Raw genomic sequence first — 13,191 nt, forward strand, 5'->3', positions numbered from 1 at the left:
GCGCGGGTCACTATGCGTCCAGCGCGCCTACGTCCAGTGGCTCGGCCCCCGGCGGGCTGGGCGGCTAGGCCGCGCTGCCGCCCGCGCGCAGCAGCGAATCCCGCATCTGCTCATGCTCGGGGCGAAGATCGAGTTCGGTCGTCTCGCGTGCCAGGAGCCCGCGTTCCTGGAGACTTGCCCGGACCTGCTCGGCGGTTTCGGGCCGGCCGTAGAGATAGCCTTGGCCCTTGAACTTGCCGAGGCGGCGCAGTTCCTCGAGAACCTCGTCGCTTTCGATGCCCTCGGCGGTGATCGGCATGTTCATGCCCACGCCGAGCGAGGTGATCGCTTGGACGATCGTAGAGCTTTCCTTGCTCGAATTGAGCGTGGAGATGAAGCTGCGGTCAATCTTGAGCCGGTCGAACGGTAGCGAGCGGAGCTGCGCGAGGCTGGAATAGCCGGTGCCGAAATCGTCGAGGCTGATCTGAATGCCCTGGTTTTTCAGGCTGGTGATCAGCGAGCGCACCACGCCCACGTTTTCGTGCAGGCAGCTTTCGGTGACCTCGATGTCGAGGCGGCTGGGCGGAAAGTTCGCCTCGACCAGCAGCTTTAGGATTTTTTGCGCGAACCAGGGATCGCGCAGCTGGATCGGCGAAATGTTCACCGAAAGCGTCAACGAGGGATCCCATTCGCCGGCATCTCGCAGCGCCTGGGCGATGAGCTGTTCCGACAGCTCGGCGATCACACCGATCTCCTCGGCGATCGGAATGAACACTTCCGGGCTGACGAGCCCCAGCTTGGGCGAGCGCCACCGCGCCAGCATCTCGAAGCCGACCAAGTGGCCGGTCTCGAGATCGATCTGCTGCTCGTAGTAAGGCACGAATTCGCCAAGGACGATGCCCCGGCGAATGCCGCTCTCGATCTCGCTGCGGAACCGCAGCTCGTTTTCCATCGTCGCCTCGAACCAGAAGTAGCGGTTCCGGCCGTTCTTCTTTGCGTGATACATCGCTATGTCGGCCATGTGGAGCATGGCCTGTGCATCGTGACGGTCGCTCGCCGCGCGGGTATCGTCGCTGCGCACGATCCCGACCGAAACGGTCACGTCGAGCATCGACCCGTTGAACTCTACCGGGCGGGCGACCTGCTCGATGATCCTTTCGACCAGCAGGTCGACTGCGTCGGCCCGGGCGGGCTCGAACGGCACGACGCAGGCGAACTCGTCGCCGCCGAGCCTGGCGAGGATGGCTTCGGGCGAGAGGCATTCGCTGACGCGGCGGGCGGTCTCTAGCAGGATCGTGTCGCCCGCGAGGTGGCCGTTAAGGTCGTTGACCATCTTGAAGTTGTCGAGATCGAGCATGAGGATCGCGACGAGCTGTCCGCGGAGCGCCACGCGTGCGATGAGCTCATCGGTCGCCGGGCCGATGCTGCGGCGGTTGAGGCAACCGGTGAGGGGATCGGTCTGCGCAAGCAGGAAGGCCTGCTCCTCGACCCGGCGCAGTTCCGACATTTCGCGGGTAAGGTCGGCGTAACGGCGCCAGCCGAAGATGACGAGCGCGATATTGAGTAGGAGCGCGTTGGTGAGGAGGCGATCCGGGCCAGCGCCGGTTCCAATCCAGGCGCGCACGATCTGCGGTAGGACGGTCCCGCCGGTGCCCACGAACAGGATGATCGCCGCGGTGATGATCCCGAGCGCCACGATGTCGCGTTCGGCCCGTCCGAAGCGGTACGGCCTGCCCGAGGGCTTCGGTTGCTGTTGCGGTGGTCCCGCTCTGGTGGTCACGTGCTTAAACCCCAAGTCCCGTTCCCTTCGCGTTCTGAATGGTTTGCGCTAATTTTGCGTTAAATCCGCCGCTTGGGTTGGGCCGAGCTTGCCTTTGCGGCACGTTGGCGCTAGGGAGCGCACATCGCGGGACTGCCCAGGGTGGACTTCGCGAAGTATCCGTCGGTCGGATTGACGCGGCGCGCTGGTTGACGAGGTTTCGTCCACCGGCGTTTTTCGCGTTGGTCTAGGCCCGTTTCGCAGGAGCGCGCCAGCGCGATGTTCGACAGTCTTTCCGATCGCCTGGGCGGGGTATTCGACCGTCTGCGCGGGCGCGGCGCGCTCAGCGAGGACGATGTCCGCAGCGCCATGCGCGAAGTGCGGATAGCGCTGCTCGAAGCCGACGTCGCGCTGCCGGTGGTCCGCCGCTTCGTCGATCGGGTAACTGAACAGGCGGTCGGCCAGAACGTCCTGCGGTCGATCACGCCCGGACAGCAGGTCGTAAAGATCGTCAACGACGCGCTGGTCGAGATGCTGGGCGGCGAGGGCGCCGACGCCACGAGTTCCGAGCTTGATCTGAATGCCGCCCCTCCGGTCGTCATCCTGATGGTCGGCCTTCAGGGTTCGGGCAAGACCACCAGCACCGCCAAGATCGCCAAGCTGCTCAAGGACCGCCAGGGCAAGAAAGTACTGATGGCGTCCCTCGACGTCTATCGCCCCGCGGCGCAAGACCAGTTGCGCGTGCTGGGCGAGCAGATCGACGTTGCAACGCTGCCCATCGTGCCCGGCCAGATGCCGGTCGAGATCGCGACCCGCGCGGTCCAGTCGGCGCGGCTCCAGGCGGTCGACGTTCTCATGCTCGACACCGCTGGCCGGCTGCACGTCGACCAGGCGCTGATGGACGAGATGAAGGCGGTCGCCGCGATCGCCAATCCGCGTGAGACGCTACTCGTCGTCGATGCCCTGACCGGCCAGGACGCGGTCAACGTCGCGCAGAGCTTTTCCGGGCAGGTCGACCTGACCGGCGTGATGCTCACCCGGATGGACGGTGATGCGCGGGGCGGTGCCGCCCTGTCGATGCGCAGCGTCACGGGCAAGCCGATCAAGTTCGCCGGAACGGGCGAGAAGCTTGACGGGATCGAGCCGTTCAACCCCTCTCGCGTCGCCGGTCGCATCCTCGGCATGGGCGATGTCGTCTCGATCGTCGAGAAGGCGGCTGCTGCGATCGAGCAGGAAGACGCCGAGAAGATGGCGGCGCGCCTCGCCAAGGGGCAGTTCGACCTCAACGACTTGCGCAACCAGCTTCGCCAGATGACCCGCATGGGCGGCCTCGGCATGCTCGCCGGGCTGCTGCCGGGCATGAAGCAGGCAAAGCAGGCGCTTGCCCAGGGCGGGAACGACAAGATCCTTGCCCAGATGGATGCGATCATTTCGTCGATGACTGAAAAGGAACGCACCCGTCCCGAACTGCTGAACGCGAAACGCAAGATTCGCGTCGCCAAGGGTTCGGGAACGCAGGTGCAGGACGTCAACCGGCTGCTCAAGATGCACAAGGACATGTCCGGCGCGATGAAGCAGATCCGCAAGATGGGCGGGCTCAAGGGCCTCGGCGCGATGTTCGGCAAGGGCGGCCTCGGCGGTCCTGGCGGCGGTGGCGGGGGCATGGGCGGCGGCGGCCTGCCCGGGCTCGGCGGGCCGGACATGTCCAGATTGTTCAAGAAATAACCGATTTCCCCGAATTCAACGAAAGGTGAAGTAAATGTCTGTTTCCATGCGTCTCTCGCGCGGCGGCTCCAAGAAGCGCCCGTATTATCGCATCGTCGTGGCCAACAGCCGCGCCGCCCGCGACGGCAAGTATCTCGAGCAGATCGGGACCTACAACCCGCTGCTCGCGAAGGATGACGAGAACCGCGTCAAGCTGATCGAGGATCGCGCCCGCTACTGGCTGGGCGTCGGCGCGCAGCCGAGCGATCGTGTCGCCCGCTTCCTCGACGCCAAGGGCATTCAGGAGCGTGCTGCCACGAACAACCCCAACAAGGGCGAGCCGGGCAAGAAGGCCAAGGAACGCGCCGAGGATCGTGCCGCCAAGGCCGCCGAGGCCGAGGAAGCTGCTGCCGCTGCTGCCGCCGCTCCCGAGCCGGAAGCCGAGCCCGAGGCTGTCGACGCCGCGCCTGACGCCGCCGAAGAGCCGGCGGTTGCGGTCAACGAGTCGACCCCCGACAGCGATGCCGGCGACACCGCCGAAGGCGTCGAGGGCCAGAGCTCGCAGGATCCGGCCGAAGGCTGAGGGAAGTGGACCGGCCCGTCACGCTGGCCGCCGTTATCGGCGCGCACGGGGTGACGGGCGAGGTCCGCCTGAAGCTGTTCGGTGATGGGATCGCGTCGCTCAAGGCGCACCGCGCCTTCAACGGGGGCGCGCTGACCGTCGCCAAGCTGCGCGACGACGGCAAGGGCGGGGCAATCGCCCGCTTCGCCGAAATCACCGACCGCAACGGTGCCGAGGCCCTGCGCGGGACGGCCCTGACCGTTCCCCGCAGCGCCCTCCCGCCGCTTGCGGAGGACGAGTACTACCACGCCGACCTGCTGGGACTTCCGGCGGTGTCGGATGCGGGCATGCCGCTTGGCGTCGTCGTCGCAGTCGAGAATTTCGGCGCGGGCGACGTTCTGGAGGTCGAGCGCGCCGACAAGAGCCGGTTCATGGTGCCCATGCGTGCCGATGCCGTGCCCGAGTGGAACGGTGAGCGGGTGGTGATCGACGCGATCTACGCCGCGTCATGACCTTTGCCGCCACCGTCCTCACGCTTTACCCCGAGATGTTCCCTGGACCCCTGGGGGTCAGCCTGGCCGGCCGCGCGCTCGAAGCGGGAACGTGGTCGCTCGAAGCCATCCAGATCCGCGACTTCGCGGCGGACAAGCACCGTACGGTCGACGATACGCCCGCAGGCGGCGGCGCGGGAATGGTCCTGCGCGCCGATGTGCTGGGGGCAGCGATCGACCACGCGCTCGCAGCGCATCCCGCCTGCCCGGTGCTGGCGATGACGCCGCGCGGCAAACCCCTTACCCAGGATCGCGTGCGGGCGCTTTCGACGGGTCCGGGGGTTACGATCCTGTGCGGCCGGTTCGAGGGCTTCGACGAGCGGATTTTCGCCGCGCGCGAGATCGAGGAAGTCAGCCTTGGCGACATAATCCTTTCGGGCGGAGAGCCTGCCGCACTGGCGCTGCTCGACGCTTGCATTCGGCTGCTTCCCGGCGTAATGGGCGCGGCTTCCAGCGGGGCCGAGGAATCGTTCGAGGACGGACTTCTCGAGTACCCGCATTATACCCGGCCCGTCGAATGGGAAGGGCGCACGATCCCCGAAGTGCTGCGATCGGGGGATCATGCGAAGATCGCTGCCTGGCGAAAGCAACAGGCAGAGGATCAGACACGGTTACGCAGGCCGGACCTTTGGGAGCGTCATATCGGCGCTCGGGTTCGATCTGCCTCTGGCGCGCGGCAGGAAACGAAGGACGGGTCATGAACCTTATCCAGCAGCTCGAGGCCGAGGCCATCGAGGAGTTCAAGTCGAGGAAGTCGATTCCCGATTTTCGCGCGGGCGATACCGTCCGCGTCGGTGTGCGCGTCGTTGAAGGCGAGCGTACCCGCGTTCAGGCATTCGAGGGCGTGTGCATCGCGCGCTCGAACCGCGGCTTGGGCAGCAATTTCACCGTTCGCAAGATGAGCTTCGGCGAAGGCGTCGAGCGCGTATTCCCGCTCTACTCGCCGAACATCGACAGCATTACCGTCGTTCGCCGCGGTGTGGTGCGCCGGGCGAAGCTGTATTACCTGCGCGGCCGTACCGGCAAGCGCGCACGTATTGCCGAGCGCAAGGTTGCCAAAACCGGCGCGGTTGCCGCGGAATGAGCTGAAGACCGATCTGACTGACGATCGGGCTGCAACACAGACCGAGACGGCCGGCTTCCAGAACAGGAACGCCGGCCGTTTTCGTATCAAGAGGACTGCATGATGGGTTACCGGGTGGTGGTTGTCGGCGCGACGGGGAACGTCGGGCGCGAAATGCTCAATGTTCTGGCCGAGCGCGAATTTCCCTGCGACGAGATCGCGGCTGTCGCCAGCCCCCGCTCCACCGGCGTGGAGATCGAGTTCGGCGAAACCGGCAAGATGCTCAAGTGCCACAACATCGAGCACTTCGACTTCACCGGCTGGGACATCGCGCTCTTCGCGGCCGGATCGGGCCCTGCGAAGGAATATGCGCCCAAGGCCGCTGCCGCCGGCTGCGTGGTGATCGACAACTCGTCGCTCTACCGCATGGACCCCGACGTCCCGCTGATCGTGCCCGAGGTGAACCCCGACGCGATCGACGGCTATGCCAAGCGCAACATCATCGCTAATCCCAACTGCTCGACCGCGCAGATGGTCGTCGCGCTCAAGCCCCTGCACGATGCGGCGCGGATCACGCGCGTCGTCGTCTCGACCTACCAGTCCGTCTCGGGCGCCGGGAAGCCGGGTATGGACGAGCTGTTTGAGCAAAGCCGCGCCATCTTCGTCGGTGACGAGGTGGAGACGCGCAAGTTCACCAAGCAAATCGCCTTCAACGTCATTCCCCACATCGACGTGTTCCTTGATGACGGCTTCACCAAGGAAGAGTGGAAGATGGTGGTCGAAACGAAGAAGATCCTCGATCCCAAGATCAAGGTGGTCGCCACCTGCGTCCGCGTGCCGGTGTTCGTCGGCCATTCGGAAGCGATCAACATCGAGTTCGCCGACGAGATCAGCGCCAAGGAAGCGCAGGACGTGCTGCGCGAGGCGCCCGGGGTCATGCTGATCGACAAGCGCGAGGACGGCGGATACGTGACCCCGATCGAGTGCGTCGGCGACGGTGCGACCTATGTCAGCCGCGTGCGCGAAGATCCGACGGTCGAAAACGGCCTGGTGATCTGGTGCGTCAGCGACAACCTGCGCAAGGGCGCGGCGCTCAACGCCGTGCAGATCGCCGAACTGCTCGGGCGCCGCCACTTGAAGAAGGGCTGATCCGCATGCGTGCGGTCGCGATCGTCGCCGCCCTCGCGCTGGCGAGCTGCGGCACGCGCGAGCAGTCGGCGGAGCCTTCTGCCCAAACGGGCGAGGCAAGCGTGCAGCCGGCATCGACCGGCACACCCGCCGAGCCGGCTGCGGCTTCGCCAGCGGCAATGACGACAGCGCCCGCCGGGACAGGACTTGTCGTGCTCGATGCCGGCGGCATCGCCGTCCGGATGAAGGGTATTCGCACGGCCTTCCCGTTTGGCACCGATCGAACGGCAGTGGATTCGGCCGTTGCCGCGGCGCTCGGCGCGCGCCCGGTCCTCACCAGGCTGGGTGAATGCGGCGCCGGGGCGATGGAGTTCAGCGCGATTGGCCCGGTCAAGCTCAATTACCAGAAAGGCAAGCTTGTCGGCTGGATGTCCGAGGCGGGCCGAAACGTGGCGACCAGCGACGGGATCGCGCCAGGGATCACCCTCGACGACCTGCGGCATGAGCGTGAGGTCACACTCGCTCGCAGCACGCTTCCGGGCGAGTTTTCCTATGCGGTCCCCGACGGAACGACCATCAGCGGCTTTTCCGAAGGCGCCGGCGCTGGCGGAAAGATCGTTTCGCTCTATGCAGGGGTGAACTGCTTCTTTCGCTGAGCGGACCGCCACGGCCATGACCGAACCGACCGATGAGACCCTTGCCGGTGGCTGCCTGTGCGGTGCCGTGCGGTACGCGGTTTCGCTGCGGCGCAGGCCGCCGGTCTATGCCTGTCACTGCACCGATTGCCAGACCCGCACCGGCAGCGCCTTTGGCCTGCAGATGGCTGTTCCGGAAGCAAGGCTGGTCGTGACAGGCGAGACTGTCGAGGGCACCCACGTCCAGCCGAGCGGCGCGATGGCGCGGATCGTCGCCTGCACCCGCTGCCTCACGCGGATCTACACGACCAACGACCAGCGGCCGGGGATCGCCAACCTGCGCGCCGGCACGCTCGACGACAGCGCAAGCATCGTGCCGGCGTTTCACGTGTGGGTTTCGAGCCGGCAGCCGTGGATCGTCATTCCCGACGATGTGCCCGCAGTTGACCGGCAGCCCGCGGACGCGGATGAATGGGCCTCCCTGTTCGCCCGGATTGCCCGATGACGCTAGCCGCCGACCTCTATTTCAGCTTTCGCTCGCCCTACAGTTATCTGGCGATTGGCCGCTATCGCGAGCTTGCCGAGAGCCGCGATGTCGCGATCACGCTTCGCCCGGTCTATCCGCTCGCAGTCCGTCAGCCCGATTTCTTCGAGCGCAGCCATCCCAATTGGCTGCGCTACACGATGCTGGACATGTTCCGCGTCGCGCAGTTTCACGACATCCCGTTCGGGCCGCCGCGGCCCGATCCCATCGTTCAGGACATCGTCACGCGGCAGATCGCCACGGATCAGCCGCGCATCCGGTGCATAACACGGCTGGGGCAGGCGGCCGCCAACCAGGGGAAGGGGCTGGCTTTCGCGCACGAGGCAGCAAAGCTCATCTGGGGCGGCGCTGTCGGCTGGAACGAGGGAGACCACCTCGCGGGTGCGGCGGAACGCTCGGGCCTGGACCTCGCGGAACTGGACGCCGAAGTGCTGGATCGGGCCGATGAGCTCGACGCAGAGATCGACCAGAACCAGTCCGCGCTGGAGGCAGCGGGACACTGGGGCGTTCCGACGCTGGTCTTGGAAGGCGAGCCGTTTTTCGGCCAGGATCGCATCGCCATGGCAATCTGGCGGATGGAGCAGAAGGGGCTGGCGCAGAAATGACCGGACATACCGGCGGCTGCCAATGCGGACGCATCCGCTACCGCGCCGACCTGCCCAGCGACGAGGCCTATCTGTGCCACTGCCGGATGTGTCAGCGCGCCACCGGCGGGTTCGCCGCGGCCTTCGTCCAGATCGATGGCGCCCGCGTCACGTGGGATCACGAGCCCGACTGGTACGAAAGCTCGCCCATCGCCAGGCGCGGGTTCTGCTCGGCCTGCGGGACGCCACTGGCCTTCATGTTCAAGGACGGCACCGGGCTCGACCTAACGGTGGGCAGTTTCGACGATCCGTCGGCGCTCGTGCCGATCCTTCATGCGGGCGCCGAGGGCATCCATGAAGCGTGGCTCGACACTTCCGGATTGCCGCGTCATCGCAGCGATGAGATCCAGAGCGTCGTGTCGCGCTGGCAGGCGGCGGGGCGCGAGGTGCCATGAGCGATAGCGTTCGAGACGAGCGATTTCCCGGTTTCGGCGGTGCGTCACTAGCGCTTCACCGTCTTGGGACCGGTCGTCCTGTGATCCTGCTGCATGGCCTGTTCTCCGATGCGCAAACGAACTGGATCAAGTTCGGACACGCGGCGCAGCTCGCTGAGGCAGGATTCGAGGCGCTGATGCCCGATCTTCGCGCACACGGCGACAGCGCCGCCCCGCACGAACCGTCCGCCTACCCCCCGGACGTCCTGGCGCTCGACCTCCAGGCGTTGGTCGCCCATCTCGGGCTGACACATTTCGACCTTTGCGGGTTTTCGCTGGGTGCGCGGACCGCGGTGCGGGCAGTTCTGGCGGGCCTGGCCCCGCGCCGTCTGGTGCTCGGGGGCATGGGTCTCGAAGGGTTGACGGGATGGGGTGATCGCCGTTCGTTCTTCCTCGACGTGATCGCCCGCTACGGCACGATCAAGCCGGGCGATCCGGCCTATTTCGCGCAGCAGTTCATGAAGTCCACCGGGGTGGACCGCGAAGCTGCGGCGCTGCTTCTTGGCTCAATGGAAAACACCGCGCCCGAGGCGCTCGCCGGAATTTCAATGCCGACGCTGGTCGTGTGCGGAAGCGAGGACGACGACAACGGTTCAGCCGACCGGCTTGCCGAAACCCTGCCCAACGCGACCCGCGAAACCATTCCCGGCACGCACATGAGCTCGGTCACCGGCAAGGCGCTGGGGAAGGCGATCGTCCGCTGGCTCGCAGCCGATTGACGGACGACGGGTTGCAGAGAACAACGGCTGCCGGTGATGGCAAAGGGATTGGAAGGATGGGCATGCGGATACAGACACTTGCCGCGCTTGCCGCATTGACGCTGGCAAGCCCTGCCGTCGCCGCCCCCGATCTGGTCAGTGCCCACAAGCCCCAGGGCCTCGTTGATGCGCTTGTCGCCAAGGGCTACGTCGCGGCACTCTCACGCGACGACACCGGCGATCCGCTGATCAATCTCGAGCTCTCGGGGTGGAAGGGCGCGCTGCTCTTCTACGACTGCGATGCCGCAAGCCACGACGGTTGCCGGTCGGTGCAGTTCCGCGCCAAGTTCGATGCCGACGCGCCGGGGATGAGCGCGGCCGACGCGCTGCGCTTCGTCGCGACCCGCCGTTACGGCGCGCTGACACTCGATGCGAAGGGCGATCCGGTGGTCACCTGGGATGTGTGGATGGGCGCTGGCGTGCCGCGCGCGGTATTCCAGGAGGCCGCAGCCCAGTTCGCCGCGACGCTTGCTGCCCTGGGCGGCCAGCTCTACCCCGCCGCGCGCTAGCGGCCAGCGTTCAGCGGAATGGCGGCTCGTTGAACGCGCGCAGCTTGCGGCTGTGGAGCCTGGGTCCTTCCTGGCGCAACAGTTCGCAGGCTGTGGTGCCGATGGCGAGGTGCGCGCCGATCGCTTCTTCGTAAAAGCGGTTTGCTTGGCCCGGTAGCTTGATCTCCCCGTGCAGCGGCTTGTCCGACACGCACAGCAAGGTGCCGTAAGGCACGCGGAAGCGATAACCCTGCGCCGCGATGGTCGCGCTTTCCATGTCGATCCCGACCGCGCGGCTCAGGCTGAGGCGACGGGCCGAATGGGTGTAGCGTAGCTCCCAGTTGCGGTCGTCGGTGGTGACGACGGTGCCGGTTCGCATCCGCCGCTTGAGATCCGCGCCGCCGGTGCCGCTGACCATCTCCGCCGCCTTGGCGAGCGCCTGCTGGACTTCGGCGATGGCCGGGATCGGGATTTCGGGCGGAAGGACGGGATCGAGCACGTGATCGTCGCGCAGGTAGGCGTGGGCGAGCACGTAGTCGCCGATTTTCTGCGTGGGCCGCAGCCCGCCGCAGTGGCCGATCATCAGCCATGCCTCTGGCCGCAGCACCGCCAAGTGATCGGTGATGGTCTTGGCGTTGGATGGGCCGACCCCGATGTTGACGAGGCTGATCCCACTGCGATCAGGCGCGCAAAGGTGATAGGCCGGCATCTGGTGGCGGCGCCACGCGGTGTCGGCCACCAGCGAATGGGCCTTGTCGGTCTTTTCCCCGACCAGCAATCCGCCCGCGCCGGCGAGCGAGGTGTAGCGGCCGTTGCCCAGTTGCTGGCCCGCCCAGTCCACGAACTCGTCGACATAGCGATGATAGTTGGTGAACAGGATGTAGCGCTGGAAATGCTCGGGCGCGGTGCCGGTGTAGTGCGCCAGGCGCGCCAAGCTGAAATCGGTGCGCAGGCCATCGAACAAGGACAGCGGGATCTCGCACGGATTGCCGGCAAGGTCGTAGCCGTCCGCCAACTCGTCGCCGATCATGGCAAGCTCGGTCGCGGGGAAATGCCGGGCGAGCTCCTGCGGGCTGATCGCGCCAAGCCCTGCGCCGTACACGCCGTCGAGGACGTAGGGAAACGGCATCTCCTGCTGCGAGGGGCGAACCTCTACCCGGACATCGTAGCTGGCGGTTATGAGCTCGAGCTGCTCGCGCAGGTAATCTGCGTAGAGCAGCGGCCGGGTGACGGTGCAGGTATAGGTTCCGTGCTGCGTCAGGCGGCCAAAGGCGTGACTGATGTCGGCGGGATGATCGATCCCGGAGTAATGAATCCGCAGCTCGGGATAGCAGTAGCTGCCGTTGCGGCGGCGCTCGGGCGCGGGAAGCGTCCCATCGGCGGCGTAGGCGGTGATGTCGTTGCGGAGGGCGGCGACGGCGGCATCGTAGATGCGGGCCAGTTCGGCGATGATCGTGTCGGGTGATTCCATCGCGGGCGTCTAGCGCGCGGGCGATGACAATTCAAAGCGAATGCTGGCGCGCATTCGTCCGGTGGGGAGCCCGGCCGCAGCCGGGCTCCCGATCGGTATCAGGCTTCTTCTTCGTCGGCCGGCTGCTCGAGCATGTCGGCGGGAATCTCGCCGGGCTCGAGGGTCGGGTCCTTGGCTTCGGTGAAGCCGCCGGTGTCGTTGTCGAACATCGCGGCGGTGACGTCGACGCCCTGGGCCTGGAGTTCGGCTTCGTCGGGCGAGCGCGCGACGTTGACCGAAACCGGGACGACCACTTCGGGGTGAAGCGTGACCTTGACCTCGAACACGCCGATCGTCTTGATCGGGCGTTCCAGGACGACCATCGCCTTGGTCACCCCGGCGCCTTCCTCGTTCAGCGCGTCGACGATGTCGCGCACCGAGACCGAGCCGTAAAGCTGGCCCGAGTTGGACGAGGCGCGGATCAGGACGACCTGCTTGCCCTCGACCTTTTCGGAGTGCTTCTCGGCCTTGCCGCGACGGTCGGCGTTATCCGCCTCGATCCGGGCGCGGTTGGCTTCGAAAACCTTGCGGTTGGCTTCGTTGGCGCGCAGCGCCTTCTTGTTCGGCAGCAGGAAGTTGCGCGCGTAGCCGTCCTTGACGGAAACGACATCGCCGATGGAGCCGAGCTTCTCGATGCGTTCGAGCAGGATGATCTGCATGATATCTGCTCCTTACTTCACGAGGTAGGGCAGAAGGCCCAGGTGACGGGCGCGCTTGATCGCCTGGCCGAGCTCACGCTGCTTCTTGGCGGAAACGGCGGTGATGCGGCTGGGCACGATCTTGCCACGCTCGGACATGAAGCCCTGCAGCAGGCGCACGTCCTTGTAGTCGATCTTGGGTGCGTTCTTGCCCGAGAACGGGCACGACTTGCGGCGGCGGAAAAACGGACGGGCCATCGCTTATTCTCCTTCGCGCTCACGGCGGGGAGGGCGGGGCCCCCGGTCGCCGCGATCACCACGGTCGCCCCGATCGCCGCGGTCGCCGCGATCGCTGCGCTCGTTCTTGCGCATCATGGCCGAAGGGCCGGTTTCGTGTTCGTCGACGCGGACGGTCATGTAGCGGATGACGTCCTCGTTGATCGCGGTCTGGCGCTCGAGCTCGGCGACGACGCCAGCGGGGGCGTCGATGTTGAGCAGCACGAAGTGCGCCTTGCGGTTCTTCTGAATCTTGTAGGCCAGCGAACGCAGGCCCCAGGTCTCGGTCTTGACGACCTTGCCCTTGTTGCTCTCGACGATTTCGGTGGCGGCGGTGGCGAGCGCATCGACCTGAGCCTGGCTCAGGTCCTGGCGCGCCAGGAACACATGTTCGTACAGCGGCATCGCTGTTCCTTCGTATCTGGGCCGATCGCTGGCTGATCCGCACGATTGCGGGGCCCCTCCGGCTTTCTGCTTCGCCTCCTGGCGGAAGCGAACCGTGGCCCTTAGCGACATTC

The 13,191-nt window shown here is 66.2% G+C and carries 17 protein-coding genes; 12 read left to right on the forward strand and 5 right to left on the reverse strand.

From position 1 onward, the window contains the following. Nucleotides 1-64: 64 nt before the first annotated feature. Nucleotides 65-1,759, reverse strand: coding sequence for a putative bifunctional diguanylate cyclase/phosphodiesterase (locus ACFO0A_RS08360; protein ID WP_379538551.1), 1,695 nt, complete (start codon nt 1,757-1,759; stop codon nt 65-67). Between the two features lie 258 nt (nt 1,760-2,017). On the opposite strand from ACFO0A_RS08360, the gene ffh reads away from it, so the two are divergent. The 12 genes from ffh to ACFO0A_RS08420 all read left to right on the forward strand — a co-directional run bounded on the left by ffh (nt 2,018) and on the right by ACFO0A_RS08420 (nt 10,270). Next, nucleotides 2,018-3,463 (forward strand): signal recognition particle protein, encoded by a 1,446-nt coding sequence (gene ffh, locus ACFO0A_RS08365; RefSeq protein WP_379538552.1) that lies wholly within the window; start codon nt 2,018-2,020, stop codon nt 3,461-3,463. 34 nt (nt 3,464-3,497) lie between these two features. Further along, nucleotides 3,498-4,025 carry a 30S ribosomal protein S16 gene (gene rpsP, locus ACFO0A_RS08370; protein WP_379538553.1) on the forward strand — a complete coding sequence of 176 codons (528 nt, stop codon included), beginning with the start codon at nt 3,498-3,500 and terminating at the stop codon, nt 4,023-4,025. Then, nucleotides 4,022-4,516: a ribosome maturation factor RimM gene (gene rimM, locus ACFO0A_RS08375; RefSeq protein ID WP_379539633.1), complete on the forward strand. Its 495-nt coding sequence runs from the start codon at nt 4,022-4,024 to the stop codon at nt 4,514-4,516. Before rpsP ends, rimM begins: the two co-directional genes overlap by 4 nt. Further along, the gene (gene trmD, locus ACFO0A_RS08380) at nt 4,513-5,256 is read left to right on the forward strand and encodes a tRNA (guanosine(37)-N1)-methyltransferase TrmD (RefSeq protein ID WP_379538554.1); all 744 of its coding nucleotides are present in this window, start codon (nt 4,513-4,515) and stop codon (nt 5,254-5,256) included. The genes rimM and trmD overlap by 4 nt, the downstream gene beginning before the upstream one ends. Continuing rightward, a complete protein-coding gene (gene rplS / locus ACFO0A_RS08385) occupies nt 5,253-5,639 on the forward strand; it encodes a 50S ribosomal protein L19 (RefSeq protein ID WP_379538555.1) in 387 nt (128 codons plus the stop codon). Before trmD ends, rplS begins: the two co-directional genes overlap by 4 nt. A gap of 102 nt (nt 5,640-5,741) precedes the next feature. Then, nucleotides 5,742-6,767 (forward strand): aspartate-semialdehyde dehydrogenase, encoded by a 1,026-nt coding sequence (locus tag ACFO0A_RS08390; RefSeq protein WP_379539634.1) that lies wholly within the window; start codon nt 5,742-5,744, stop codon nt 6,765-6,767. A gap of 5 nt (nt 6,768-6,772) precedes the next feature. Beyond that, nucleotides 6,773-7,402 (forward strand): hypothetical protein, encoded by a 630-nt coding sequence (locus ACFO0A_RS08395; RefSeq protein WP_379538556.1) that lies wholly within the window; start codon nt 6,773-6,775, stop codon nt 7,400-7,402. A 16-nt stretch (nt 7,403-7,418) separates the two neighbouring features. Continuing rightward, nucleotides 7,419-7,886 carry a GFA family protein gene (locus ACFO0A_RS08400; RefSeq protein WP_379538557.1) on the forward strand — a complete coding sequence of 156 codons (468 nt, stop codon included), beginning with the start codon at nt 7,419-7,421 and terminating at the stop codon, nt 7,884-7,886. After that, nucleotides 7,883-8,530: a 2-hydroxychromene-2-carboxylate isomerase gene (locus ACFO0A_RS08405; RefSeq protein ID WP_379538558.1), complete on the forward strand. Its 648-nt coding sequence runs from the start codon at nt 7,883-7,885 to the stop codon at nt 8,528-8,530. Before ACFO0A_RS08400 ends, ACFO0A_RS08405 begins: the two co-directional genes overlap by 4 nt. Further along, nucleotides 8,527-8,964 carry a GFA family protein gene (locus ACFO0A_RS08410; protein ID WP_379538559.1) on the forward strand — a complete coding sequence of 146 codons (438 nt, stop codon included), beginning with the start codon at nt 8,527-8,529 and terminating at the stop codon, nt 8,962-8,964. The genes ACFO0A_RS08405 and ACFO0A_RS08410 overlap by 4 nt, the downstream gene beginning before the upstream one ends. Next, nucleotides 8,961-9,722, forward strand: a complete 762-nt coding sequence (locus ACFO0A_RS08415) for an alpha/beta fold hydrolase (protein WP_379538560.1) — start codon at nt 8,961-8,963, stop codon at nt 9,720-9,722. Before ACFO0A_RS08410 ends, ACFO0A_RS08415 begins: the two co-directional genes overlap by 4 nt. Nucleotides 9,723-9,778: 56 nt before the next feature. Further along, nucleotides 9,779-10,270 carry a YbjN domain-containing protein gene (locus ACFO0A_RS08420; RefSeq protein WP_379538561.1) on the forward strand — a complete coding sequence of 164 codons (492 nt, stop codon included), beginning with the start codon at nt 9,779-9,781 and terminating at the stop codon, nt 10,268-10,270. A 10-nt stretch (nt 10,271-10,280) separates the two neighbouring features. Here ACFO0A_RS08420 and ACFO0A_RS08425 read toward each other — a convergent pair whose 3' ends face one another. The 4 genes from ACFO0A_RS08425 to rpsF form a co-directional block, all read right to left on the reverse strand. Further along, complete coding sequence (locus ACFO0A_RS08425; RefSeq protein WP_379538562.1) at nt 10,281-11,720, reverse strand: AMP nucleosidase; 1,440 nt, start codon at nt 11,718-11,720, stop codon at nt 10,281-10,283. A 98-nt stretch (nt 11,721-11,818) separates the two neighbouring features. Next, a complete protein-coding gene (gene rplI / locus ACFO0A_RS08430; protein WP_379538563.1) occupies nt 11,819-12,418 on the reverse strand; it encodes a 50S ribosomal protein L9 in 600 nt (199 codons plus the stop codon). A 12-nt stretch (nt 12,419-12,430) separates the two neighbouring features. Next, entirely contained in the window at nt 12,431-12,655 is a 225-nt protein-coding gene (rpsR, locus tag ACFO0A_RS08435) for a 30S ribosomal protein S18 (protein WP_379538564.1), read from the reverse strand. Between the two features lie 3 nt (nt 12,656-12,658). Further along, complete coding sequence (gene rpsF / locus ACFO0A_RS08440; protein ID WP_379538565.1) at nt 12,659-13,078, reverse strand: 30S ribosomal protein S6; 420 nt, start codon at nt 13,076-13,078, stop codon at nt 12,659-12,661. Nucleotides 13,079-13,191: the final 113 nt, after the last annotated feature.

This window comes from Novosphingobium tardum (assembly GCF_042652045.1).
GTDB classification, from domain to species: Bacteria; Pseudomonadota; Alphaproteobacteria; order Sphingomonadales; family Sphingomonadaceae; genus Novosphingobium; species Novosphingobium tardum.

Coding starts and splice junctions, on each gene's coding strand:
- ACFO0A_RS08400 (WP_379538557.1), top strand. CDS start 7,419: ATGACCGAACCGACCGATGAGACCCTTGCCGGTGGCTGCCTGTGCGGT.
- ACFO0A_RS08425 (WP_379538562.1), bottom strand. CDS start 11,720: ATGGAATCACCCGACACGATCATCGCCGAACTGGCCCGCATCTACGAT.
- ACFO0A_RS08395 (WP_379538556.1), top strand. CDS start 6,773: ATGCGTGCGGTCGCGATCGTCGCCGCCCTCGCGCTGGCGAGCTGCGGC.
- trmD (WP_379538554.1), top strand. CDS start 4,513: ATGACCTTTGCCGCCACCGTCCTCACGCTTTACCCCGAGATGTTCCCT.
- ACFO0A_RS08420 (WP_379538561.1), top strand. CDS start 9,779: ATGGGCATGCGGATACAGACACTTGCCGCGCTTGCCGCATTGACGCTG.
- ACFO0A_RS08415 (WP_379538560.1), top strand. CDS start 8,961: ATGAGCGATAGCGTTCGAGACGAGCGATTTCCCGGTTTCGGCGGTGCG.
- rpsF (WP_379538565.1), bottom strand. CDS start 13,078: ATGCCGCTGTACGAACATGTGTTCCTGGCGCGCCAGGACCTGAGCCAG.
- ACFO0A_RS08410 (WP_379538559.1), top strand. CDS start 8,527: ATGACCGGACATACCGGCGGCTGCCAATGCGGACGCATCCGCTACCGC.
- ffh (WP_379538552.1), top strand. CDS start 2,018: ATGTTCGACAGTCTTTCCGATCGCCTGGGCGGGGTATTCGACCGTCTG.
- ACFO0A_RS08405 (WP_379538558.1), top strand. CDS start 7,883: ATGACGCTAGCCGCCGACCTCTATTTCAGCTTTCGCTCGCCCTACAGT.
- rplS (WP_379538555.1), top strand. CDS start 5,253: ATGAACCTTATCCAGCAGCTCGAGGCCGAGGCCATCGAGGAGTTCAAG.
- rpsP (WP_379538553.1), top strand. CDS start 3,498: ATGTCTGTTTCCATGCGTCTCTCGCGCGGCGGCTCCAAGAAGCGCCCG.
- rpsR (WP_379538564.1), bottom strand. CDS start 12,655: ATGGCCCGTCCGTTTTTCCGCCGCCGCAAGTCGTGCCCGTTCTCGGGC.
- ACFO0A_RS08390 (WP_379539634.1), top strand. CDS start 5,742: ATGGGTTACCGGGTGGTGGTTGTCGGCGCGACGGGGAACGTCGGGCGC.
- rplI (WP_379538563.1), bottom strand. CDS start 12,418: ATGCAGATCATCCTGCTCGAACGCATCGAGAAGCTCGGCTCCATCGGC.